This is a genomic window from Paracoccus alkenifer, from assembly GCF_900108405.1.
Lineage (GTDB): Bacteria > Pseudomonadota > Alphaproteobacteria > Rhodobacterales > Rhodobacteraceae > Paracoccus > Paracoccus alkenifer.
The window spans coordinates 727458-749307 of the sequence record NZ_FNXG01000001.1 but is presented as its reverse complement, the minus strand read 5'-3'; the positions used below and the strand labels follow the sequence as shown (position 1 = coordinate 749307).

Below are 21850 nucleotides of genomic sequence, written 5' to 3'. Positions count from 1 at the left end.
CCGCAATTTTGCGCTTGGGTATCACTTGGGTAGCATTGCGGTGTTCGGAGCGATCTCAGCAGACACCGGGCAGTCCGTCCAACCCTGCGCGCCACAGAACGAAAAATAACCTCACAAGTCTTGTGCCCTTGGCGCGACAAGCCCATATATGTGGTATGGCGCTCAATTGGGGGCCTTCAGTTACGTGTTTAAACTGTCAAGGCCAGTTTCGCTGCCGGTGCAGATCGCGAGTTCGATCATTCGGGCTCCTCTCGCCAGCCACGCGGGCGGCTTTGCGGCAATCCGGCAATACCACATTGCCAGTTGCTTCACAGTATACACGACCACGTCGAAGACGAACGCACACTGCAGAACGGCGGGGGCGGAGATGTCAAGGGTCGGTGCGTTGACCTGATGCTCTTGCCCCCTCTCGCGGAGGCCGATGGAAGACGAGTTCGATTTCACCGCCAAGAACCTCAAGCACTATCCGCACTTTGATGCCCCGATCACGCTGAGGGAAATTCGGAATCTCGTCACAGACCGGGAAAGGGTTGCGACTAACTCGTTCTACCCCTTCTTCCTCTATGAAGATTCATGGCAACCCTACCGGTCGACGGATGCGGCGAAGCCGGACAAGAAGACACGCCCGATCCGGTACGGCGCGCGTCGTGATGCCTATATCTTTGCTTTCTACCGCCGGAAGCTCTCCCGCCTGTATGAGGCGCGCCTTCGTGAGATAGGTATCGAGGATTGCCCGATTGCTTACCGCCAAGTGTTGAAACCCGGGAGAGGCGGTGGGAAATGCAACATCGACTTCGCGAAAGATGCCTTCGATGAAATCGACCGGCTCGGTGATTGCGTGGCCATCGCTCTCGACATCAAGGGGTACTTCGAGAACTTGGACCACGGAAGAATCAAGCGTATCTGGTGCGATCTGCTGGGCGTCGAGAGGCTGCCCCCGGACCACTACGCGGTCTTCCAGAACATCACCAAGTACAACTTCGTCGATCAACGCTCTGCCTATTCACGCCTAGGGTACTTCGGGATGCGCGAGCGGAACGGGCACATGACTCTAGGATTCCTGATTCCCTTCCGCGATATGCCCAAGCAGATCTGCTCCAATTCAGACTTCCGCGCCAAGATTTGCGGCGGTGATCCGAAATACGGCCCATCACTCGTTCAAAAGAACGTTCTCCCGCATGGCGTTCCCCAAGGCGCACCAATCTCTGACCTGATCGCAAACTTCTACCTGCTAGAGTTCGACAGGGTGATGGCTGATTATGCCCGGGTGCGGGGCGGTCGGTACATGCGTTACTCCGATGACATTCTGCTGATCTTGCGTGGCGGGAGTCCAGAGGCGCGCGAGGCCATTGCCTTTGCCACGACAGAGATGCGCAAGCACGGGCCGGAACTGCGTATCAAGGACGCCAAGACTTGCGTTGCACAGTTTCAGCGCATCCCCGGCGGGCTTCAATTCCACCACCTAAAACAGAGGTCTGATGAGGTGGCAAAGAATGGCTTCGAGTACCTCGGCTTTCGGTACGATGGGCGGCGGGTCTATGTGCGTGACAGTACCATCTCTCGGTTCTACAGAAAGGTGGCAGGTGCGGCGAAGCGTGATGGACGGCTGCACGCCGAGAAAAACCCGACGCTTGATGCCGGGACGTTGATAAGCAGCTTCAACTTCTCACTGTTTTCCCAAAGGTTTAGCAAGGTCAAGAAGACGAACCTGACAGGCGACTACCGTAGCTGGACATTCTACTCTTACCTCAAGCGATCTGCCGAGGCGTTTGGTCCGAAAGGAGACCGTATCCTGCAACAGGCCCGTGGCTTTGACAAGCACATGAAACGGAAGGTTTCTGCTGCAATTGTGCGATCAGTGACGAAGGGGCAGTCAAGTAAACAAACGCAGGTCGGATGCCAGCCAATCATGTAGCCATGCGATCCTTGTTCTCAAGCCACCCTTTGTGATCGCGGGGAACAAAAAAGGCGCGGACAGGAAGCGCCGCGCCCTCTAGCCTAGCTGCACTCGGGGTGTTTCCAGCCTACGCGGGCTTCTTCGGCTGCAAGACTCGGCGCGCTTCCTTCTCGGCGGTGGTCCCCTTCACCCACTGCCACGGGGTGCGCGGCTTGCGGGCCTTCGCCAGTTCGGGGTTCGCCTTGGCGTCGCTGGCGGCGGCGCGCAGTCGTTCACGGGCCTCGCGCGGGTCGATCTTGAATTCGTCGCAGATGGCCTTGAGCGTCACTATGTCGGTCATGTCGATCTCCTTAGTTGCTGATGCAGATCGATAAGACGCAAGGCCGAGGTTTGTCAGAGATAACCCCAGAACATCTTTAGCTTTTCTCGATCCGCTGTTGTGACTGACCTCGACGCGGCAGACGGGGCCGTGTTGGGGCGCGGAACCCCCTCTCTCACTGGGCGGGGCAACCGGCCGAACACGTTTAACCTATGGTCGGGGTGCCTGTGTTATACAACAGGCTGCCCGGCCATAGGCACAAGGTCCGTGTCAGAGCGGATATCCAACATCTCGATCACCAGTCAATCGTGAGGGCGCCTGCAGATCGGCGTCTTTTGGAACTGGCGCTGTCCCATTCCGTCGCGTGGAGCGACCGTGCAAGCCTGCCTGATCGTGCAGGCGTGTATTTCATCGCACGCGGCGAACCGGCCAATACCGTCTACATCGGTTGGACGTGGGGCGCGAAGGACATACACCACAGGATACGGATGTTCCACAGCTCAGCGACCACCGGGCACAATGACCATGCTGGGGGCCTAACGTTTTACGGCGTGTTCGACGACGATACGGCTGGCTTACTCGTTGCTGTGCACCTGCCCGATTGTGTCGATCCCAGGCCGGAAACCCAGCACCCCTACATCGCCTATGCCAAGCAACGGTTGATCTGGAAGCACGTCAGGGTGTATGGTGGGCTGCTGGTGTGCAACTCGGAATGACCTGTAAATAACCCCGAGGATCGAGAGCGAAACGCGCGCGCGGCAGCGTTACAATGAGCCAGTAGCGCCGGGGCGTGCCTCAGGCATGGTGTTCCCCTCGCAATCCCGGCTGGCGCGCTGTGCGCCGCGCTCACGCCGGTCATCCCTGCGCCTCTGCCATCTACGCGGGCGCGGTGCATCGGCATGGCTACCCTGTGGTCTTCCTCGACGGCACGGGAATTACCCTGACGGGTGACAGTCCCCAATCTTATTGCGCTGGCATCGAAAACCTCCAGCGAGGCAATCGGGTCATGACGATACGCGCGACGTGGGCCTTCAACGGCCAGACGAAAACCATCTTGGGCAACTGGCGCCGCCTGTGATCCCTGCTGTTCGGCGCGTTCTACTAACTGTTCAAGGACATGTTCCTGTGGGCGATCTTGTCCCTGCTCACGCCCCACGGACCGCGGGTCGGCTTCCCCCTGTTCAACCGCGCCATCGTGCTGCGCCACTATCATCGCAAGGGACGGGTGCAAGAATGACCGCCCAAGCAGTTTGCCACCCAAGTGGAACCCGGCGCACGATGCCGAAACCCAGCGTAAATGCGGACCGCATGAAAAGGCACAACAATTTGGGTCCGGCTCGCACCCGACAGGCTGATAGATAGTCATCGGGTCGGTCCGAGGCGTCTTACCCATTGCCTACAGAGGCGCTGTGATAGAGCGACCACAGGGGGGATGGGGGAGGCGTTTTTTTACGGCGCGCGCCCCGTGGACGGACAACGGGTCATATCGACTGCCGAGGTTTTTGGACCCTAGTCGCTCTCGTGCGCACCCGGCGATCAGCGATAACTTCGGTAACGCGATAACCTTGGGTGTGGCCGTTGGTTATCAGGTTACCGAGGTTACCGGGTGCGTTACACTTCGTCAGCGACGCAATACTGACCGCGCCCCTTCTTCTTGATTTCGCCATCCTTGTGCATCTTGAACAGCAGTTGCTTGACGTTGTCCACCTTCCAGCCCAAGGCGTCCGCGATTTCCTTCGGCCCCATCGGGTCATCTGACCCCTCAAGAATTTCGAGGATTGTACTTCGCTCCTCTGACCGTCGCACCTCGGCAGCATCGCCCAGCATCTTCCACATGCCTCCGACAAACTCGACGGCCTGCTCCATCTCCTCGATTTCTCGCCCCCGGCCATAGAGCGTGACGCCCTGCTTGCCCCGATGCAAAACGAATGCGGTATCGACCGCGCCCGTTAGCCCGGTGGTGCCGGAAATCATGTCGAACGGATCGTCCCCCAACATTTTGCGCAGATGGTGGATGACGAGGATCGCTATGCCCTTCTGACCGGCCAATTCCTGTAACGGTGACAACGCGGCATAGTCGGCATCGTACCCCTCTCGGCGGTTCTGAGGGCGCACGCCAGCGAAGGTGTCGATGATAACGAGTTTCGGGCGATGAGCCTCGATCCAGTCGCGCAGGTCGTCAACCAGCCCGTCGCTCAAGCGCCTGACCTGCGTTGCGAAATGCAGCCCTGGCGGCCAGTGATCGACAGCGCCGTAAAGTTGGCGCATCCGTCGTTGCAAGCGGCGATGGTTGTCCTCCAGCGCGCAATAGAGGACCGGACCTTGGCGACATTTGACGCTCCCGAGTGCAACGTCTCCGGTGGCGACGGCCATCGCGAAGTCCAGCGCCATCCACGACTTCCCGATCTTCGGCTTGCCGGCCAGTAAGGTGAGACCCTCGGCGAGATACCCGTCCACGGCATATCGAAGGGGAGGAAATTCCTCGGTCTGCAAGTCACTGGCACTGATGGTCACAATAGGGCCGTCAGCGCCATTTCCGCTTTTTCCCTTCGCGGTGAGACGTTTCAGTTTCGGTGGGCGCGGTGTGGTCTTCGGGTTTCGGTGCCGCCTGATTTTGGAGGGGGGTATTTTCTTCATCGTGCTGCCCCTGCTCTCGCGATGATGCGCAGCACCTCGGTTTCCAGCGCGTTCTGGTCATCGCCGTATTTGTCGCGGAAATATGGGCTGGCCCAGATCACGCTAGCGATCTCGTCGAGGGTGGCTCCTGCCTCGTGTAAGCCTGCTACCATCGCGAAGATCCTGCTGGATCGATCAGGCGCCTGCACATGGTTGTGCCGGATGAGATGCCGCGTCGAGGTGTCCAGCTTGGATCGGTATTTCCTCAGGACAGCGAGGCGGTCATGGGCGTGGGGGTTCATGTCCAGCGCCTCGGGTTCTGCCGTGCCGACGCCGTGTCGAACCGTCAGCAGCTTGGGGCGGGCCTTGATCGGGCTTGGATCGAAATGCACAAGCGGAATGAACGGCATGTCGTACTCGGGCTTGTGGTTGAACGACCCCGGCAACCGAAGCAGCTTGTTCGGCGCGCTTCCGCCCTTGTCGCCGCCATGTCGGTACGCCAGCGCCTTCGAGAACGCCTGCGCCAGAGCGGGCGAATGTGGGCGGTCCCAAAGCCAGAGCGCCTGCGAGCGTCCCGGCGAGGTTACCCAGACCACGGACGGCTTCGGATCGAACGCGAACGGATTAGCGTCGTCCACGTCACACCAACCGAGGCAGGTCATCACCACACCGCCGATTTTCCGGCTTGGGCGCGAATAGACGCTGGGACTAAAATACTGATCGAAACGGTGCCGGTCATAGCGCCGGAGAAGGCGGTCTATCCTGATTTCTTCTCGCAGGGGAACGAACTTGTCGATCATCTTGGTGGTGCCTTTACGGCGGAAACACAGGTTCCCGAACATGTCGGGGCCGGCCATCGCGGGTGCGTACCAGAGGTCGCAGAGAAAATCATACTGGTCTTGCAGCACGGCGCGCTCGGATGCGCTTTCGACCATCAAGGCCGGAAACTCGGTTCTGTACTTGTGCTTTTCCATTGGGTTTTCTTTCATGCGGGCACACCACGAGGCACACGCGAAAGCGCATGGCTGCTCTATGGCGGCTGTCAGGGGGATCGCCGGTTAGTATTCGGCGTAATGCGTGCGAGCGCGCTCGGCGGCGCGTTCGGCAAGCCAGTCCTCGATCTCGGACAGGAACCACGCAACGCTGGTTCCGGCCATCCTGATACGCCGAGGGAAGCGCCCACGGGCCTCCCAGCGCAGCAGGGTCGTATTGCTCACGTCGATGCCAAGGCGCTTGAGGTCAGCGCGTGTGGCTATGGTCTTGCGACCGTCGTCGATTTTCATGGTGGTCCTCCATCGGTTAGATGAAGGGGCGCCCCATTAGTTCACGTGTGATTACAGGTTAGCAGGGGCGGTGCGACGACGCGCGGGACACAAATCAGGGGTTTTTGTCCCAGATCGTTTCAGACCGAACGCCGAGGCTTTCGAGCAGTTCGAGGATGGCGACGATGGTCCGAGTATGGGGCGCGCCAGGATCGAACAGTGCCTCGATCTCGGCCATTTCCCGTGTGGTCAATGGCGTGCGCGCCTTCCTGCGTAGCCGGTCTTCAAGGCTTTCGTCGCTGGCCGCCGAACCTGCCAGGTCCTTGAACTCACGGGCAGCCGTCCGAACTTGTTTCGGTTCGCGCGCGATTTCAGCCTGCCATTCGGGAGTTTGCAGTTTCTTGTCTACCTTCGCGATGGCACTGCGCAGGCCGTCGAGTTCGCGTTTTCGCACTTCGTCGAGGATTTTGAACAGGGCCAGATCATCAAAGGATGGCGTGCGTCCGCGTTCCCGTTTCTCCCCGAATAGCGCGGCCCGCGCATTGGCCAACCGATCTACATCGCTTTTTCTATCGGGGTGCTCGTAGGCGCGAATGATGCTGAGAAGCAGAAGTTCAACCTGACGCTTGCGCAATTTCGGTTTCGGGTGCGTCATTCTTCGACCTGACCAGTTTCATCACGTGTCGCGACCAAGTGCCGAGAGCCTCGCGCTTCTCGTCGGCGTATGAATAGACATTGTAGATAGCGGCGACGCCCGAGACCACACCCGTCTTGTGGTTCAGCAGCGCCTCGGTGACGGGCTGCGGGACGCCCAGCATCGCCATGTTCGTGGACATCGTGCGGCGCAGGTCGTGAATAATCCACGGTTCCGTGCCTTCGGGCAGGGCCTTGTACAGCCGATCCTTCAGGCGGCCGAACCCGGAGATGGGTGATTTGCCGGTCGTCGTGAACACGTAATCCGACCCGAGGAACCTCGGCACCCGGCGCAGGACGTCCAGCATCGCGTCGGTGATGGGGACCGTGTGTTGCCTGCCGTTCTTGGCACGCTGTGAAGGGAGGGTCCACAGCCGCGCTTCGAGGTCGAGTTCCGACCAGCGCATTTCAGCGACCTCGGCCCGCCTCTGGCCGCTGAGGATCAACAGCTTCATGCAATCCCCGAAAGGATAACCTTCAGCGTCACAGGTCATCCACAGCGCGCCCAGCTCATCGCCGGTCAGCACACGTTCGCGCGACCGCTCCTTGGCGACGGGTTTCATCCCGGCGATAGGCGAGGCATCGATCATGCCGCGCTCGACGCACCAACCCATCAGGTGCTTGAGGTGTGCCAGCGCGCGGTTCGCGCTGACCGGCGCGGCTTTGTGGATCGTGTCGCAGGCTTTCACGACATCGGCGCGCTTGATTTCATCGATCCGCTTGCCGTGCAAGCCGGTGAATTTGTTGAGCAGCCGCGCCTTGTTCTTCCAGTCGCGGTTGTGAACCTTAGCGTGCTTCTCGATGTAGTCGGGGATCACGTCACCCAGCGTCGGCTTGCTCTCGACCTCAACGCCTGTCAAATCCTCCAACCGTCCTGTCTCGATCTCGTAGAGAACCTGCCGGACCCGTTCGCGTGCCTCGGCCAACGACAGGACTCCGAAGCGCCCGAGGGTCAGTCGCCGCATCTTCCCGTTGATGCGCTTGTGCAGGCAGAACGTCTTGGTGCCGGACGTGCTTATGCGCAGGGCGAGACCCGGCATCAACTCGTCGCGGAAATCGAGACGTTTCGATGGGTCGGGCTTCTGGCCCTCGATGAACTTAGTGGTGAGCTTGCGTTTCACAAGCTCATGATAAGATGGGTGGATGAGCTGCGTCAGGGACAATCCTAGAGGGTGCGTAGGGATTTGGATCGGAATGCGTAAGAATACGCCGAGTTATCATTCGTCCACAGGCGTGTTACAGATGCAAGCCTCCTGAGAAGCTAAACTTAAATTTTATCATTTTTAGGTGAAATTACAAGCCTATCCACAAAATGTCGAGCAAAGAAAACCAGCCACTGTTTCTCGGCATCTGAAACATCGGGCGCATTGATGCTACTGGCGAACCTGATAATTTCGTCCATCTCACCTGTTGAGAAATTAGTTCCGATAGGAATAGCTTGCGTGTTCAGGCATTTCGCCATCGCCCAACATATTTGGAGAAATGCGTCGTCGACCCCGGCGATATGTGCCCAGAGCTCTCTCCCTTGAAGCGTTTCAACTCTCAACGATTTACCATTCTTCGTTCCTTCGAAGAATGAACTGGCGATTGGGCGTCGTCCGTCCGGTTGAGTGCAGCTTCTGGAAATGGCGAGGTCAGTTGCAGTCGTTTTCAATTCGGCAAGGCGAACAATATGCCAGTCTTTCTTATTACTATTCTTGGCGGTTGAATAGTTCATTCCAACAATGTATCGAACCTTATCAACGTTCCAATGATTGCTCCATTCGATCCAATTGGTCGAAATCGCATTCGCGATCTGTGAAACCATCGAGTCACTAATGCACATGGGGCCGCTCTTGAGTGCGACGAGTTCCACGGTGTCATCGACCACGCGGGCACTATCAATTTCAGACAGCACGGTGTAGCCGGGCGAATTAATTTGGGCCCAACCATAAAACGGCGGAATCACATCTTCGACGACACGACCTGCCGCAGTCTCAATGCTTGAAAAGACCTTGGCTGCGGCAACAATCTCGTCTACTTGCTTCAGGTGATGCACGTCGAACAACTCAGCGTAAGCGGCAAGCACGAAGGGGTTCGTCGACTTGCCGTCGATTGCTGGGGGTCTAGCGTTGATCTGGCGCATTCTGGCCTCAAGCGCCGCCTTCAACTGGCGGATGCGGTCGAACTTGTCTGTATGTTCGGGCGCCGTTGTGTCACGAAGAAACTGCTGCACCTCAGCCGACAGTAGTGCCGCCGGTGAGGCGTAAGTCGAAAAATTGTATCGTTGCGTTGGAAGTACCAAGGCCTTACACCCATAGTGCTAGTATGCTGCCCGTCTAGGAGACACAACCCATTGCAAGAGTCCAGAAGAAAATCAGTGGTTTCGCTCTTCTCCGGGGCGCTCGGCATGGACCTCGGGTTCGAACTCCAAGGCGACTTCGAAATTTTGGCGTGTGTTGAGATAAATGAGGCTGCTTGCGAGACCATAAGAACCAACGCTGAACAGGGCCACTTCAAGGGCAAGCCGAAGGTTCTTTGCCGAGACATTTTTGAGCTATTGCCGCAGGAACTCATGGCTAGCATTGGGCTCAAGCCGGGCGAACTGGACCTTTTGATCGGTGGTCCGCCGTGCCAGTCGTTCAGTACTGCGGGCAGGCGCCAGTCGGTACAGGACAGGCGCGGGACGTTGTTATGGCGGTACCTTGAGTTCGTCGTGGCGCTGCGTCCAAAGGCGTTTGTGATGGAAAATGTGCGAGGGCTGATGTCCGCAGCGCTGAAACACCGCCCCATCGCAGAGCGACCGGAGAAAGGCGGGCCAGAACTGTCCGAGGAGGAAGAACACGGGTCAGTTATGGCGAAGTTTGTTGAAGATCTCCGACGAAAAACCCAAGGGGCGTATCGAGTTGATGCCTTTGAGGTTAACTCGGCCAATTATGGCGCGCCACAGATTCGGGAACGAGTGGTATTCATTGGAAATTCATTCGGAGTGGAGGTGGAATTTCCACAGCCAACGCATGGCATCGAGAGCGATACGGAGCAATCCGATCTGTTCTCCATGCACAAGCTAAAGCCTTGGGCAACTCTCCGCGATGCCATCGGTGATTTGAGAGAAAACAATCCTGAGCTAATGGACTTTAGTCCAAGAAAGAAGGGGTTTCTATCGCTGGTTCCCGAAGGCGGAAACTGGCGTTCTTTGCCAATTAATGTGCAGCAGGAGTCGATGGGGCGCGCGTGGTATGCGAAAGGTGGTCGGTCAGGTTGGTGGCGACGGCTCAGTTGGGACTTTCCTTGTCCGACACTAGTGACAATGCCTAACCATGCTAGCACATCACTGTGTCATCCGGAGCAACTTCGTGTTCTATCGGTGAAAGAGTACGCTCGCATTCAAGAATTTCCTGATGAATGGGTCTTCTGTGGGAAAACCTCAGAGAAATACCTTCAGATCGGCAATGCTGTGCCGGTTCGGCTTGGAAAGGTCACTGCGCAGATTCTATCCAATCTTCTTGATGCAATGGGGTCTGGCGATTGCCTCAGTTATCGAGGTGGCGACCAGCCGTTTCGTCGAGTTTACATCAAGTCGCATGTAAGGACGCGGCGTTGGTATAAGGCAGGAGAGATATACGCAGGCACAGATGGTGTTGAGTTAGCTTACGCAAGCAAATGAACTTTACAGATGTGGGTTTTGAAGAGGTTTGGATCGACCTGCGCTCGACTGAGATGCCCGTGTGGTTTTGGGTGCCTGTGGGTATCGCCGGGGTAGCAGGAGCGGTGTGCTTGAATGCTCTAGCGTGAAGCGGGCCGAAACGGGTTGCCGAACATAAATAACGGGTTTTCAATCTTCTACGCGTCAGGCTGAGTAATGTTGAGACGCTTCGTATAGATCACAAGATTAATTGAAAATCCGCGTGTCGGCGGTTCGAATCCGTCTCCGGGCACCATTTTCCTGAAATATTTTCCGGCGGGGCGCGTTGTGCGGCTGTTGACGAATTGTTGCGTGCAAGCCGACCGTTGCGTGCAAAGGCACGGGCGCGCCGTTTGCACGCCCGGCCCCATGGCTCAGAAGCTGCTCAGCCTGCCGCCGTTTCCCTGAAATCCGCGCCGCAGGGGCCGGTCAGAAAGCCGTTTGACAGCCGCCCCAGCGGGGCCGAGCCACGCAGGGTGTCGGTCAGTGCGTCGGGGGTGGTCTGGCCGGCGACAAGCGCGGCGTAGCCGGCGACCACCTCGGGGAAATCGCGGCTTTGCGGGGCCAGGCGCAGCGTCGACACGCCGGCCTCGCGCAGCGCCTCGATGTGCCAGGCGGCGGTGGCGGTGGACTGGCTGAGAGTCTGGATCCCGTTCACGGTCAGGAACGGCTCTCCGTCCAGGGTTTCCACGTCGCGGCCGTCGGGATCCTCGCCGCAGACGAACTGGCAGCTGTCCTTGGCGCGGTCGTGCAGTCGCGCGTGATAGCAGCGCCCCGACACCGCCAGCGGCAGGCGGCCGTGGCCCCAGACCTCGACGGCGACGCCGCAGTCGCGGCCCGCCTGCGCCAGCACCGCCACCGATTCCAGCGGCAGCTCGGGCGGCAGGCAGATGCGGGTGGCGCCGCGACGAGCCAGGAACTGCACCGTGCCGGTGTTGTAGACATTGACCAGCGGCCCGACCCAGAATTCGCGCCCCTCGGACAGCAGTTGCAGGGCGGACAGGTCGTTGATCTCGACCGGCAGGCCCATGTCCATCAACTCGGCGGTCAGCTTGCGTTCGCGTTTCAGGGTGATCAGCGCCAGCGTGGTCAGGGCGACCTGCTTGCCGGCAGCTTGCAGGGCCTCGATGGCGGCGGGGATCTCGTTTTCCCAAAAGGGCAGGCGCTTGGAACAGACCAGCTCGCCCAGCACCACGCGGGGGGCCGCGGATTGCGCCATGCGGGCGTAGAAATCGCGCACGGTCTCGGCGGGCCAGAAGAACTGGTTGGCTCCGATCGTCAGGTCCATCGTGTTACCTCCAGGTCTTGGCATAGGCGCCGGTGGTGCCGGCCTGACCCTCGGCCAGCCGGGCCAGCGCGCCCTGCGGCAGGGGCAGGCCGGCCGCCTGCGCCTCGACCGCGGCGCGAAAGCTGCGCACCACCTCGGCCACATAGGCGCGCGACCGCTGGCGGCCCTCGATCTTGAGCGCGGTGACGCCGGCCTTGGCCAGCGCCGGGATCAGCTGGGTGGCGTCCAGGCTGACCGGATCCTCGAACACATGGCCGGTCTGCTCGCCCGAGGTGAAGCAGCCCTTGCACAGCGTCGGATAGGGGGCGGGCTGGCCCTTGGGCGTGCGGTGGATGGTGAAATCGCCCAGACGCGCGCGCAGCCCGTCGGTTTCCTCGGAATAGACCACATGGCTGGCGGGCGAACACACCCCGTTCATGTTGGGCGAGCGCCCGGTGGCATAGGACGACAGCGAACAGCGCCCCTCGGCCATGACACACAGGCCGCCGAACACGAAAACCTCGGTTTCCACGTCGATCTCTCGGTTGATGGCGCGGATTTCGTCCACGGTCAGCACGCGGGGCAGCACCACCCGGCGCACGCCAAAGGTTGTGGCGTAGAAATTGATCGCATCGGGGTTGGCGGCGGCGGCCTGCACCGACAGGTGCCGGCGCAGGTTCGGGTGATGGGTGGCGGCATGATCGAGCAGCCCCAGATCGGCCAGGATCACCGCATCGGCGCCTGCGGTCTCTGCATTGGCCAGCGCCCGGTGCCACAGCGCCTCGCCCCCCGCGCGGGGGAATGTGTTCAGCGCCACCAGCACCTTGGCGCCGCGGGCATGGGCATAGGCGATGCCCTCGGCCAGTTCCTCGGGGGAAAAGTTCAGCCCCGGAAAGTTGCGGGCGTTGGTTTCGTCGTTGAAGCCGCAATAGACCGCATGGGCGCCGGCATCGACCGCGGCGCGCAGCGAGGCGGGGGTGCCCGCGGGGCAGACGAGTTCCATCATGCGAAGCCTCCGTTCCGGTCGTCGCGATGCAGGGGCAGGCCGCTGACCCGCTCGACCCCCGCAAGCAGCCGCCGCAGCACCGCGCCCGCCGGGCCGGACAGGCGGATCAGTTCTTCGGACAGGTCCAGTTCCGCGTCGTCCAGCGCATTGCGCAGGGCCAGCACGGCCTCGGTATCGCCCTCGATGGTCAGGTCGCGCGAAAAGAACAGCGCGTCGCCGTCGAAACGCCCGTGCAGCATCCCGATCAGCGCCGCGACCGGCCCGGCGATGCGGGCATCCGCCTGCGGGGCGCGGTGGCGGCGGTGGGCGCTGATGCGCGGCCCGGCCACCGGGTCCAGCCAAAAGGCAAAGGGCAGGTCGGTCGGGTCGATCAGCACCTTGCGGTCGGCATAGCTGCCCAGCCGGCGCAGCAGCCCGGGGTGGCTGTCGCTGAGCCGGCGCGCGAAATGCGTCAGCGCCACCCCCAGCACCGGCAGCGGTAGCGGGCGCATGGCCAGCGCGATGGGGCGCGGACAGCGCGGCAGCTCGGTTCCATCAAGGGTCATGTCGGTCCTTTCCAGTCCGGTGCAGGCTAGAACGCCGCAGGCGTCCGGTGCTTGATCTAAGCCAAGCCGCGCGCGCCGAAATGATGTTAGCCGGGGCCAGCCACGACCGGATGCATCTTGTGAGAACCCTGCCCCCCTTTGCCGATCTTCGCGCGTTTCTGGACTGGAATCGCCAGCAGGGACAGGTTCTGGCGATTTCCGAACCCGTGTCGGTGCGCCATGAAATGACCGCCGTGCAGCTGGCGGCGCTGCGCGCGGGCGGGCCGGTGCTTCGTTTTGACGCAGCCACGCTGGGCGACGGGCAATCCGCCGGAATGCCGGTTGTCAGCAATTTGTTCGCAACGCCCGAGCGGGTGGCGGCGGGCATGGGGCTGACGCTGGACCAAGTGCCCGATTTCGGCGGCTTTCTGGCCGAGCTGCGCAACCCGACCCCGCCCGAGGGGATGCGTGACGGGCTGTCGCGCTGGCCGATGCTGCGGGCCGCGCTGTCCACCCGGGCGCGGGTGCTGCGCGCCGGGCCGGTGCAGGCGCGGGTGATTGATCGCCCCGACCTGACCGCGCTGCCGGTGCAGGTGCCGTGGCCGGGCGACGGCGGGCCGCTGATCACATGGCCGGTGGTGGTGACGCGGCCCCATGGCAGCGCCGCGCAGGATGTGGGGCGCTATAACCTTGGGGTCTATCGCGCGCAGGTGCTGGGGCCGGACCGGCTGATCATGCGCTGGCTGGCGCATCGCGGCGGCGCGGCCCATGCCCGCAGCTGGGAACGCGCAGGCCAGCCGATGCCGGTGGCGGTGGTGCTGGGCGCTGACCCCGCGACGCTGCTGGCCGCGGCGCTGCCCCTGCCGGAAACCGTCTCCGAGCTGAATTTTTCCGGCGTGCTGCGCGGCGCGCGGACGGAACTGGTGCCCGCGCGCACCGTGCCGCTGCTGGTCCCCGCCCGCGCCGAGATGGTGATCGAGGGCTGGGTGCATCCGGGCGAGACCGCACCCGAGGGGCCTTTCGGCGACCACACCGGCTATTACAACGCCGTCGAGCCGTTCCCGGTCATGCGCGTGTCCGCCCTGACCCGGCGCGAGGATCCGCTGTATCTGTCCACCGTGACCGGCCGCCCGCCCGATGAGCCATCGGTCATCGGTGAGGTGTTCAACGACCTTGCCCTGCCGGTGATCCGCCAGCAGATCCCGGAAATCCGCGACCTGTGGCTGCCGCCCGCCGCCTGTTCCTATCGCATCGGGGTGATCTCGATCGACAAGCGCTATCCGGGGCAGGCGCGGCGGGTGATGATGGCGGTCTGGGGGATGCTGGCGCAGTTCAGCTATACCAAGCTGCTGATCGTGGTCGATTCCGACATCGACGCGCGCAATTGGGACGATATCGCCTGGGCGCTTGCCACCCGCATGGACCCCGGCCGCGATCTGGTGGTGCTGGACCGCACGCCGATGGATTACCTGGATTTTGCCTCGCCGCTCGAAGGGCTGGCGGGCAAGCTGGGGATCGACGCGACGACCAAGATCGGGGCCGAGACCTCGCGCGAATGGGGGCAGGTGATGCGGCTGGACCCCGCGCATGAGGCCGCGGCGGCCGGCATCCTGTCCCGCGCCGGCATGGCGCCGGTGGTGCAGCCGCCCGGAGGCCCCCGGCCGGGGATGGTCCGATGAGGGTGGTGCTGGGCGTATCCGGGGCCTCGGGCGCGGTGCTGGCGCTGGCCTGCGCGCGGCATCTGCGCGCCGCCGGTGCGGCGGTCGAACTGGTGGTGTCGCCCATGGGCAGGCGCACCCTGCGCGAGGAAATCGGGCCGGACGCGCTGGACGGGTTGGCCGCGCTGGCGGATCATGTGCATCCGGCGGGGGATGTGGGGGCGACCATCGCCTCGGGGTCGTTTCCGACGCAAGGAATGATCGTCGCGCCTTGTTCGATGCGCAGCCTGGCCGCCATCGCCCACGGGCTGGACGACAACCTGCTGACCCGAGCCGCCAGCGTGCATCTCAAGGAACGCCGGCCGCTGGTGCTGCTGACGCGCGAGGCGCCGCTGACGCTGGCGCATCTGCGCAACATGACCGCGGCAACGGAAATGGGGGCGGTGGTGATGCCGCCGGTCCCCGCCTTTTACCTGCGCCCGCAAGGCGTGGACGAGATCGCCGACCAGATCGCCGCGCGGGCGGTGGATCTGCTGCGGCTGGCGCCGCCCCGCGCCGCCGCCTGGGGCGGACAGGCCATGCCGCCGGATTGACCCCGGCGGCAGCGTTGATCCACGACCCGCAGCCCATGGCTGACCGGGGCTTTTCGCCGTTGGCCCTTGAGGTATGCAAATATTCGCATTATTGAATGGACATGCAGCGGCGCCGGAACTGTCGCCGCACGACCGACAGCAACTGCCGGAGCAAAGAGCCAGCATGACCCAAACCCCTGAAGTCACCGGATTCTACGAAAAACGCACCGGCTCGGTGCAATATGTCGTGGCCGACCCGGCGACGAAGAAATGCGCGATCATCGACCCGGTGCTGGATTACGACGAGAAATCCGGCGCAACCGCCACCATTCAGGCCGACGGCATCCTGAAACACATCGCGGTCAACGGCTACGAGGTGCAGTGGATTCTGGACACCCACCCCCACGCCGATCATTTCACCGCTGCCGACTATCTCAAGCGCAAGACCGGCGCGCCGACCGCCATCGGCGAAAAGGTGGTCGAGGTGCAGAAGCTGTGGAAAGATTTCTACAACTGGCCCGATTTTCCGGCCGACGGCTCGCAGTGGGACAAGCTGTTTGCCGAGGGAGAGACCTTCAGCGTCGGCAATATCCCCGCGCGGGTGATGCTGTCGCCGGGCCACACGCTGGCCTCGATCACCTATGTGATCGGCGATGCGGCATTCGTGCATGACACGCTGTTCATGCCCGACAGCGGCACCGCCCGCGCCGATTTCCCCGGCGGTGACGCGCAGGTGCTGTGGCGCTCGATCCAGGACATTCTGGCCCTGCCGGACGAGACCCGCATCTTTACCGGCCATGATTATTGCCAGGGCGGGCGCGAGCCGAAATGGGAATCGACGGTGGCCGAGCAGAAAGCCACCAACAGCCACATGTCGAAACACCTGACCGAGGCCGAGTTCGTTTCCGCCCGCGAGGCGCGCGACAAGACCCTGCCGATGCCCAAGCTGATCTTGCATGCGTTGCAGGTCAACACCAACGCCGGCCGCCTGCCCGAACCGGAATCCAACGGGCGACGTTACCTGAAGATCCCGCTCGATCTGCTTGACGCGGCCTGGGACTGAAAAGGAAACCGGACATGCAAGCCAATATCGGCAATACCGAACGTATCGTTCGGCTGATCGTGGGGGTGGTGCTGGTGCTGCTGCCCTTTCTGACCGGGTTTGCCCCGGTCTGGACATGGGTGTCGGTGATCGTGGGGCTGGTGCTGGTCGGCACCGCCGCGGTCCGTTTCTGCCCGCTGTGGAAGATCCTGGGCATCTGCACCATCGAGGGGCGTAAATGACCGAATTCACTCCGCTGTTGTCGCTGCTGGGTGGCGCGTTGATCGGGCTGGCCGCAGTGGCGCTGATGGCGCTGCATGGGCGTATCGCCGGGATGACCGGGATTCTTGGCGGGTTGATGCCGTTGGCCCGGGACTGGGGCTGGCGCGCGGCGTTTCTGCTGGGCGCCATCGTGGCGCCGGCACTGATGATCTGGCTGGGCGGGGTCGAGATTCCGTTTGAATCGCCCGCCCCGATGACCTGGACGGTCATCAGCGGGCTGCTGGTCGGGGTGGGGGTCGTCTATGGCGGCGGCTGCACCTCGGGGCACGGGATCTGCGGCAATGCCCGGCTGTCGCCGCGCTCGCTGGTTGCAACCGTGACCTTCATGCTGGCCTCGTTCGCGACGGTTTTCGTGATCCGCCACCTGATCGGAGGGTTTTGACATGCAGCTGGTATCCGCCCTGCTGATCGGGCTGGTCTTTGGCGCGGGCATTGCGCTGTCGGGCATGGCGAACCCGGCCAAGGTGCTGAATTTCTTTGACCTTGCCGGGACATGGGATCCTTCGCTGATCTTTGTCATGGGGGGCGCGCTGGCGGTGACCTTTGTCGGCTACCGCGTGGTGCTGAGGCGATCCGGCCCGGTGCTGGGCGGCGGCTTCTACCTGCCGACGCGGCGCGACATCGACCGGCCGCTGGTGCTGGGGTCGGCTGTGTTCGGCATCGGCTGGGGCATCGCCGGGTTTTGCCCCGGCGGGGTCATTCCCGCGCTGGGGCTGCTGCGCCCCGAGCCGGTGGTGTTCGTCGTCGCCATGATCGTGGGAATCCTGCTGGCGCGGCTGTTGCAGCGCCAGACGCCGTCGCCCGAACCCGACCGCCAGGGCGTCTAGGCCCGTTCCCCCGCGCGGCTCGCCCCGCGCGGGCGGCTTTCCAAGGAGCAGACCGTGAAACGATTCGCGCGCTGGATGCCGATCTTTGGCTGGGGGCGGGATTACGATTCCGAAACCCTGTCGGCGGATCTGCTGGCGGCGGTGATCGTCACCATCATGCTGATCCCGCAAAGCCTGGCCTATGCCATGCTGGCGGGGCTGCCGCCCGAGGTGGGGCTGTATGCCTCGGTCCTGCCGCTGGTGGCGTTTGCGCTGTTCGGATCGTCGCGGACGCTGGCGGTCGGGCCGGTGGCGGTGGTGTCGCTGATGACCGCCTCGGCCGTGGGGCCGGTGGTGGCGGCGGGCATTGCCGATGCGGTGACGGCGGCGGTGACGCTGGCGGCGCTGTCGGGGGCGATGCTGGTCGCGATGGGGCTGCTGCGGCTGGGGTTTCTGGCCAATTTCCTGAGCCACCCGGTGATTTCGGGGTTCATCACCGCCTCGGGGCTGCTGATCGCGGCCGGGCAGCTGCGCCATATCCTGGGCGTGCCGGGGGGCGGAGGCACCGCGCCGGCGATCCTTGCCGGGCTGGCGCGGCAGCTGGGGCAGGTGAACCCGTGGACGCTGGCGGTGGGGGCCGGCGCGCTGGGGTTCCTGTATCTGGCGCGCCGCTACGCCAAGGGCTGGCTGATCGCCGCCGGGCTGGGGGCGCGGCCTGCCGACATGATCGCGCGCGCCGCCCCGATCCTGGCCATTGCCGCCACCATCCTGATTGCGCGGGCGCTGGACCTTGGCGCGCGCGGCGTGGCGCTGGTGGGTGAAATCCCCAGCGGCCTGCCGGTGCCCCGGATGCCCGATCTGTCGCCCGATCTGATCGCCGCGCTGGCGCCGGCGGCGTTCCTGATCTCGATCGTCGGCTTTGTCGAATCGGTGTCGGTGGCGCAGACGCTGGCCGCGCGGCGGCGCGAACGGATCGTCCCCGATCAGGAACTGCTCGGGCTGGGCGCGGCCAATCTGGCCGCCGCGGTGTCGTCGGGCTATCCGGTGACGGGCGGGTTTGCCCGCTCGGTGGTGAATTTCGATGCGGGCGCGCGGACGCAGGCGGCGGGGGTGTTCACCGCGCTGGGCATTGCGCTGGCCGCGCTGTTCCTGACGCCGCTGTTGTCGCATCTGCCGCAGGCGACGCTGGCCGCGACCATCATCCTGGCCGTGCTGTCGCTGGTCGATTTCCCCGCCATCACGCGCACCTGGCGGTATTCACGCCCCGATTTCGCGGCGATGCTGGGCACGATCATCGTGACGCTGGGGGTGGGGGTCGAACAGGGGGTGACGGTCGGCGTGGTGCTGTCGCTGGGGCTGCATCTGTGGCGCACCAGCCGCCCCCATTCCGCCATCGTCGGGCAGGTGCCGGGGACCGAGCATTACCGCAACATCGACCGGCATCAGGTCATCACCCACCCCGAGATCCTGTCCCTGCGCGTCGATGAAAGCCTGTATTTCGCCAACGCCCGTTTCCTCGAAGACCGCATCGCCGCGCTGGTGGCCGAGCGTCCGGGGCTGCGCCATGTGGTGCTGATGTGCCCAGCCGTCAACGACATCGACGCCAGCGCCCTGGAAAGCTTGCAGGAAATCAACCGCCGGCTTGCCGACGCCGACATCCGCTTTCACCTGTCCGAGGTAAAGGGGCCGGTGATGGACCGCCTGAAGCGCAGCGATTTCCTGAACCAGCTGAGCGGCCGGGTGTTCCTGTCCCAGCACGCGGCGGATTGCGCATTGCGGGCCGAGCCGGGGCTGTGCGCCGCGGATCAGCCGGTGGCGCAGAAATGCCCGTAAAGCACGTCCATCATCTGCCGGGCGGCGTCGCTTTCGATCCGATACCAGATCGTCTGGCCGTCGCGGCGCCCCGCGACGATGCGTTCGCGCCGCAGCAGCGACAGATGCTGCGACACGGTTGAATCGCGCACTTTCAGGAACTCGGCCAGCTGTCCGACGGATTTTTCGCCCTCGACCAGATGGCACAGGATCAGCAGCCGATGGCGGTTGCCAAGGGACTTGAGAAACTCGCTTGCCTCGTCGGCCGAGGCGCGCATGGCCTCGGCGTCGATGGCAACTGCGATGGGGGCGTGGCTATCCATGGCACCAACCTACAGGATTTCGAATATACGGTCCAGATGGAACTCTTGGGCCGGGGCGAGGTTCCGCCGAACCCACCGGCCGCGACCTGCCGCAGGGCTAGCGCTGGAACACATATTCGCCCGGCGCCTCGCCCAGAACCGGATAGCCGCGTTCGGGGGCGCCCATCGGCGGCGGCGCCACGGGCGCGCCGGAATGCCGCGCGAGCCAGCCGGCCAGCGCCGGCCACCACGACCCCAGATGCGGCTCGGCCGTTTCGGTCCAGCTGTCGGGGTCCAGGCACAGGCCGTTTTCCTCGCGCAGCGCGATGCGATAGCGGCGGCGCGGGCGGCCCGGCTCGCTGACGATGCCGGCGTTGTGGCCGCCGCTGGTCAGCACAAAGGTCACCGCGGTGTTGCTGAGGTAATGGATCTTGTAGACTGACCGCCACGGCGCCACATGGTCGCGTTCGGTGCCGACCACGAACATCGGCACGCGGATGTTCTGGACCGCGGCCGGCCGGCCCTCGACCATGAAGCGCCCGGCGGCGAGTTCATTGTCCAGATAAAGCCGTTGCAGATATTCCGAATGCATCCGCCACGGCATCCGGGTGGAATCGGCATTCCACGCCATCAGGTCGATCATCGGCCGCCGCTCGCCCATCAGGTAATCGTGGACCATCCGCGACCAGATCAGGTCGTTGCTGCGCAGCAGCTGGAACGCCCCCGCCATCTGGTCCGAGGACAGGTAGCCCCGGCTCCACATCATGCTTTCAAGGACGTGCAGCTGGCTGGGGTCGATGAACAGGCCCAGCTCGCCCGGTTCGCTGAAATCGGTCTGCGCGGCCAGCAGCGTCATGCTGGCCAGCCGCCGGTCGCCGCGGTGCGCCATGTCGGCGGCGGCGATGGTCAGCAGCGTGCCGCCCAGGCAATAGCCGACGCCGTGGATGCGCCGTTCGGGCAGGATCGCCGCGATCGCGTCCAGCGCCTCCATCACCCCTTGCCGGCGATAATCGTCCAGGCTCAGCTCGCGGTCCTCGGCGGTGGGGTTGCGCCACGAGATGCAGAACACCGTGTGCCCCTGCGCCACCAGATAGCGGATCAGCGAGTTCTGCGGCGACAGGTCGAGGATGTAGTATTTCATGATCCAGGCCGGCACGATCAGCACCGGCTCGGGGTGGACGGTCTCGGTCGTCGGCGCATACTGGATCAGCTCGATCAGGTGGTTGCGCCAGACTACCTTGCCCGGGGTCACCGCGACATCGCGGCCGACCACGAAATCCTCGGCCCCCGGCGGCGGCTGGCCTGCCGCCTGCCGTGCCATGTCCTGCCACCAGTTCAGCGTGCCCTGCACAAGGTTCATCCCCCCGGTCTGGGCGGTGCGGGCGATCACCTCGGGGTTGGTGAGGGGCGAGTTCGAGGGCGAGAACACGTCCAGCGCCTGCCGCGCCATAAAGGACACCAGCCGCTGATGATGGGGGTGGACGCCCGGCACCTCGTTCGTCGCATTGTGCCACCATTGCTGCTGCAACAGGAACGCCTGCGCCCAGATGCTGAACGGAGGCTTGCGCCAGCGGTCGTCGGCAAAGCGGTAATCGCCCGACAGCGGCTCGATACAGGCCGAGGGGTCGCTTTGCGCCGCGATTTCAGCCAGATGACACAGCAGCCGCGCCGCCTTGCGGTTGGCCTTGTCGGCCAGCTCCATCCGCTTGCCGGGGGCGGCGGCGAGATGCATCGCCCAGTCGTGCATGGCAAGGCTGGCGGCGGCGGGCGACAACCCGCCGGTGAACTGCGCGGCCCATGCTTCGCGCATCCGGTCGAAAATGCGATAGCCGTCGCGGCCCAGCGTTTCGGTCCGGGCGACGGGGGGCAGGTCGGGGGGCAGATCGGGGGTCTGCGCGGGCGCCGGCGTTGCCAGGACAGGGGCGGCGGGCAGGGTTGCGTCCGCGGGCGCCGTCTGCCGTGCGGTTCTGCGGCGGCGCGTGCGGGGCGGCGGGGTGGGTTGCCTCATCATCCTCTCCTGCAATGCGGGATGCGAGGGCATTCTAGGCTGCAAACCGGTCCCGGATCAAAGCGTCAGATCGCGCCCCTGTGCTGGACGTCGCCGTGCCGGCGCTGGACCTCGTCGCCG

General features: G+C 63.5%; 22 protein-coding genes. 10 read left to right on the top strand and 12 right to left on the bottom strand.

The window, feature by feature from the left end:
• The first annotated feature begins 421 nt into the window (after positions 1-421).
• Entirely contained in the window at positions 422-1915 is a 1494-nt protein-coding gene (locus tag BLW83_RS03535; RefSeq protein ID WP_090845526.1) for a reverse transcriptase domain-containing protein, read from the top strand.
• Positions 1916-2024: 109 nt separating this feature from the next.
• On the opposite strand, the gene BLW83_RS03530 is transcribed toward BLW83_RS03535, so the two are convergent.
• Positions 2025-2237, bottom strand: coding sequence for a hypothetical protein (locus BLW83_RS03530; protein ID WP_090845524.1), 213 nt, complete (start codon positions 2235-2237; stop codon positions 2025-2027).
• A 314-nt stretch (positions 2238-2551) separates the two neighbouring features.
• On the opposite strand from BLW83_RS03530, the gene BLW83_RS03525 reads away from it, so the two are divergent.
• Positions 2552-2932, top strand: a complete 381-nt coding sequence (locus tag BLW83_RS03525) for a hypothetical protein (RefSeq protein WP_143042730.1) — start codon at positions 2552-2554, stop codon at positions 2930-2932.
• A gap of 895 nt (positions 2933-3827) precedes the next feature.
• Here BLW83_RS03525 and BLW83_RS03515 read toward each other — a convergent pair.
• The 6 genes from BLW83_RS03515 to BLW83_RS15395 all read right to left on the bottom strand — a co-directional run bounded on the left by BLW83_RS03515 (position 3828) and on the right by BLW83_RS15395 (position 9002).
• Complete coding sequence (locus BLW83_RS03515; protein ID WP_090845520.1) at positions 3828-4853, bottom strand: AAA family ATPase; 1026 nt, start codon at positions 4851-4853, stop codon at positions 3828-3830.
• Entirely contained in the window at positions 4850-5806 is a 957-nt protein-coding gene (locus BLW83_RS03510) for a DNA-primase RepB domain-containing protein (RefSeq protein WP_177172475.1), read from the bottom strand. The genes BLW83_RS03515 and BLW83_RS03510 overlap by 4 nt, the downstream gene beginning before the upstream one ends.
• An 84-nt stretch (positions 5807-5890) precedes the next feature.
• Complete coding sequence (locus BLW83_RS03505) at positions 5891-6115, bottom strand: helix-turn-helix transcriptional regulator (protein WP_090845516.1); 225 nt, start codon at positions 6113-6115, stop codon at positions 5891-5893.
• Between the two features lie 94 nt (positions 6116-6209).
• Entirely contained in the window at positions 6210-6749 is a 540-nt protein-coding gene (locus tag BLW83_RS03500) for a hypothetical protein (protein WP_143042728.1), read from the bottom strand.
• Entirely contained in the window at positions 6709-7950 is a 1242-nt protein-coding gene (locus BLW83_RS03495; RefSeq protein ID WP_245728600.1) for a tyrosine-type recombinase/integrase, read from the bottom strand. Before BLW83_RS03495 ends, BLW83_RS03500 begins: the two co-directional genes overlap by 41 nt.
• Before the next feature lie 104 nt (positions 7951-8054).
• Positions 8055-9002, bottom strand: coding sequence for a PDDEXK family nuclease (locus BLW83_RS15395; RefSeq protein ID WP_143042726.1), 948 nt, complete (start codon positions 9000-9002; stop codon positions 8055-8057).
• Positions 9003-9146: 144 nt separating this feature from the next.
• Between BLW83_RS15395 and BLW83_RS03490 the strand changes: the two genes are divergently transcribed.
• Positions 9147-10433 carry a DNA cytosine methyltransferase gene (locus BLW83_RS03490; protein ID WP_218139072.1) on the top strand — a complete coding sequence of 429 codons (1287 nt, stop codon included), beginning with the start codon at positions 9147-9149 and terminating at the stop codon, positions 10431-10433.
• A gap of 403 nt (positions 10434-10836) precedes the next feature.
• On the opposite strand, the gene ubiV is transcribed toward BLW83_RS03490, so the two are convergent.
• From ubiV to ubiT, 3 genes are read right to left on the bottom strand one after another with little or no spacing between them, the layout of a single operon-like run.
• Complete coding sequence (gene ubiV, locus BLW83_RS03485; RefSeq protein WP_090845512.1) at positions 10837-11739, bottom strand: ubiquinone anaerobic biosynthesis protein UbiV; 903 nt, start codon at positions 11737-11739, stop codon at positions 10837-10839.
• Between the two features lie 4 nt (positions 11740-11743).
• Positions 11744-12721: a ubiquinone anaerobic biosynthesis protein UbiU gene (gene ubiU / locus BLW83_RS03480; protein ID WP_090845949.1), complete on the bottom strand. Its 978-nt coding sequence runs from the start codon at positions 12719-12721 to the stop codon at positions 11744-11746.
• Positions 12721-13269 carry a ubiquinone anaerobic biosynthesis accessory factor UbiT gene (gene ubiT, locus BLW83_RS03475; protein WP_090845510.1) on the bottom strand — a complete coding sequence of 183 codons (549 nt, stop codon included), beginning with the start codon at positions 13267-13269 and terminating at the stop codon, positions 12721-12723. The genes ubiU and ubiT overlap by 1 nt, the downstream gene beginning before the upstream one ends.
• 119 nt (positions 13270-13388) lie before the next feature.
• On the opposite strand from ubiT, the gene BLW83_RS03470 reads away from it, so the two are divergent.
• The 7 genes from BLW83_RS03470 (at position 13389) to BLW83_RS03440 (ending at position 19441) form a co-directional block, all read left to right on the top strand.
• Positions 13389-14927, top strand: coding sequence for a UbiD family decarboxylase (locus BLW83_RS03470; protein ID WP_090845947.1), 1539 nt, complete (start codon positions 13389-13391; stop codon positions 14925-14927).
• Positions 14924-15499, top strand: a complete 576-nt coding sequence (locus BLW83_RS03465; protein ID WP_090845508.1) for a UbiX family flavin prenyltransferase — start codon at positions 14924-14926, stop codon at positions 15497-15499. Before BLW83_RS03470 ends, BLW83_RS03465 begins: the two co-directional genes overlap by 4 nt.
• A 163-nt stretch (positions 15500-15662) precedes the next feature.
• The gene (locus BLW83_RS03460) at positions 15663-16541 is read left to right on the top strand and encodes an MBL fold metallo-hydrolase (protein WP_090845505.1); all 879 of its coding nucleotides are present in this window, start codon (positions 15663-15665) and stop codon (positions 16539-16541) included.
• Positions 16542-16555: 14 nt separating this feature from the next.
• Positions 16556-16762: a YgaP family membrane protein gene (locus BLW83_RS03455; protein WP_090845503.1), complete on the top strand. Its 207-nt coding sequence runs from the start codon at positions 16556-16558 to the stop codon at positions 16760-16762.
• Entirely contained in the window at positions 16759-17184 is a 426-nt protein-coding gene (locus BLW83_RS03450; protein WP_090845501.1) for a YeeE/YedE family protein, read from the top strand. The genes BLW83_RS03455 and BLW83_RS03450 overlap by 4 nt, the downstream gene beginning before the upstream one ends.
• A 1-nt stretch (position 17185) precedes the next feature.
• Positions 17186-17629: a YeeE/YedE family protein gene (locus tag BLW83_RS03445; protein ID WP_090845499.1), complete on the top strand. Its 444-nt coding sequence runs from the start codon at positions 17186-17188 to the stop codon at positions 17627-17629.
• A 75-nt stretch (positions 17630-17704) separates the two neighbouring features.
• Positions 17705-19441 carry a SulP family inorganic anion transporter gene (locus tag BLW83_RS03440; RefSeq protein WP_090845497.1) on the top strand — a complete coding sequence of 579 codons (1737 nt, stop codon included), beginning with the start codon at positions 17705-17707 and terminating at the stop codon, positions 19439-19441.
• Here BLW83_RS03440 and BLW83_RS03435 read toward each other — a convergent pair.
• Positions 19414-19743: an ArsR/SmtB family transcription factor gene (locus tag BLW83_RS03435; RefSeq protein ID WP_177172474.1), complete on the bottom strand. Its 330-nt coding sequence runs from the start codon at positions 19741-19743 to the stop codon at positions 19414-19416. The two genes, BLW83_RS03440 and BLW83_RS03435, sit on opposite strands and share 28 nt — an antisense overlap.
• A gap of 97 nt (positions 19744-19840) precedes the next feature.
• The gene (locus BLW83_RS03430; protein ID WP_090845943.1) at positions 19841-21730 is read right to left on the bottom strand and encodes a PHA/PHB synthase family protein; all 1890 of its coding nucleotides are present in this window, start codon (positions 21728-21730) and stop codon (positions 19841-19843) included.
• Between the last annotated feature and the right edge of the window lie 120 nt (positions 21731-21850).

Coding starts and splice junctions, on each gene's coding strand:
- BLW83_RS03435 (WP_177172474.1), bottom strand. CDS start 19,743: ATGGATAGCCACGCCCCCATCGCAGTTGCCATCGACGCCGAGGCCATG.
- ubiV (WP_090845512.1), bottom strand. CDS start 11,739: ATGGACCTGACGATCGGAGCCAACCAGTTCTTCTGGCCCGCCGAGACC.
- BLW83_RS03440 (WP_090845497.1), top strand. CDS start 17,705: ATGCCGATCTTTGGCTGGGGGCGGGATTACGATTCCGAAACCCTGTCG.
- BLW83_RS03535 (WP_090845526.1), top strand. CDS start 422: ATGGAAGACGAGTTCGATTTCACCGCCAAGAACCTCAAGCACTATCCG.
- BLW83_RS03465 (WP_090845508.1), top strand. CDS start 14,924: ATGAGGGTGGTGCTGGGCGTATCCGGGGCCTCGGGCGCGGTGCTGGCG.
- BLW83_RS03530 (WP_090845524.1), bottom strand. CDS start 2,237: ATGACCGACATAGTGACGCTCAAGGCCATCTGCGACGAATTCAAGATC.
- BLW83_RS03500 (WP_143042728.1), bottom strand. CDS start 6,749: ATGACGCACCCGAAACCGAAATTGCGCAAGCGTCAGGTTGAACTTCTG.
- BLW83_RS03460 (WP_090845505.1), top strand. CDS start 15,663: ATGACCCAAACCCCTGAAGTCACCGGATTCTACGAAAAACGCACCGGC.
- BLW83_RS03505 (WP_090845516.1), bottom strand. CDS start 6,115: ATGAAAATCGACGACGGTCGCAAGACCATAGCCACACGCGCTGACCTC.
- BLW83_RS03455 (WP_090845503.1), top strand. CDS start 16,556: ATGCAAGCCAATATCGGCAATACCGAACGTATCGTTCGGCTGATCGTG.
- ubiT (WP_090845510.1), bottom strand. CDS start 13,269: ATGACCCTTGATGGAACCGAGCTGCCGCGCTGTCCGCGCCCCATCGCG.
- ubiU (WP_090845949.1), bottom strand. CDS start 12,721: ATGGAACTCGTCTGCCCCGCGGGCACCCCCGCCTCGCTGCGCGCCGCG.
- BLW83_RS03430 (WP_090845943.1), bottom strand. CDS start 21,730: ATGAGGCAACCCACCCCGCCGCCCCGCACGCGCCGCCGCAGAACCGCA.
- BLW83_RS03445 (WP_090845499.1), top strand. CDS start 17,186: ATGCAGCTGGTATCCGCCCTGCTGATCGGGCTGGTCTTTGGCGCGGGC.
- BLW83_RS03515 (WP_090845520.1), bottom strand. CDS start 4,853: ATGAAGAAAATACCCCCCTCCAAAATCAGGCGGCACCGAAACCCGAAG.
- BLW83_RS03510 (WP_177172475.1), bottom strand. CDS start 5,806: ATGGAAAAGCACAAGTACAGAACCGAGTTTCCGGCCTTGATGGTCGAA.
- BLW83_RS03450 (WP_090845501.1), top strand. CDS start 16,759: ATGACCGAATTCACTCCGCTGTTGTCGCTGCTGGGTGGCGCGTTGATC.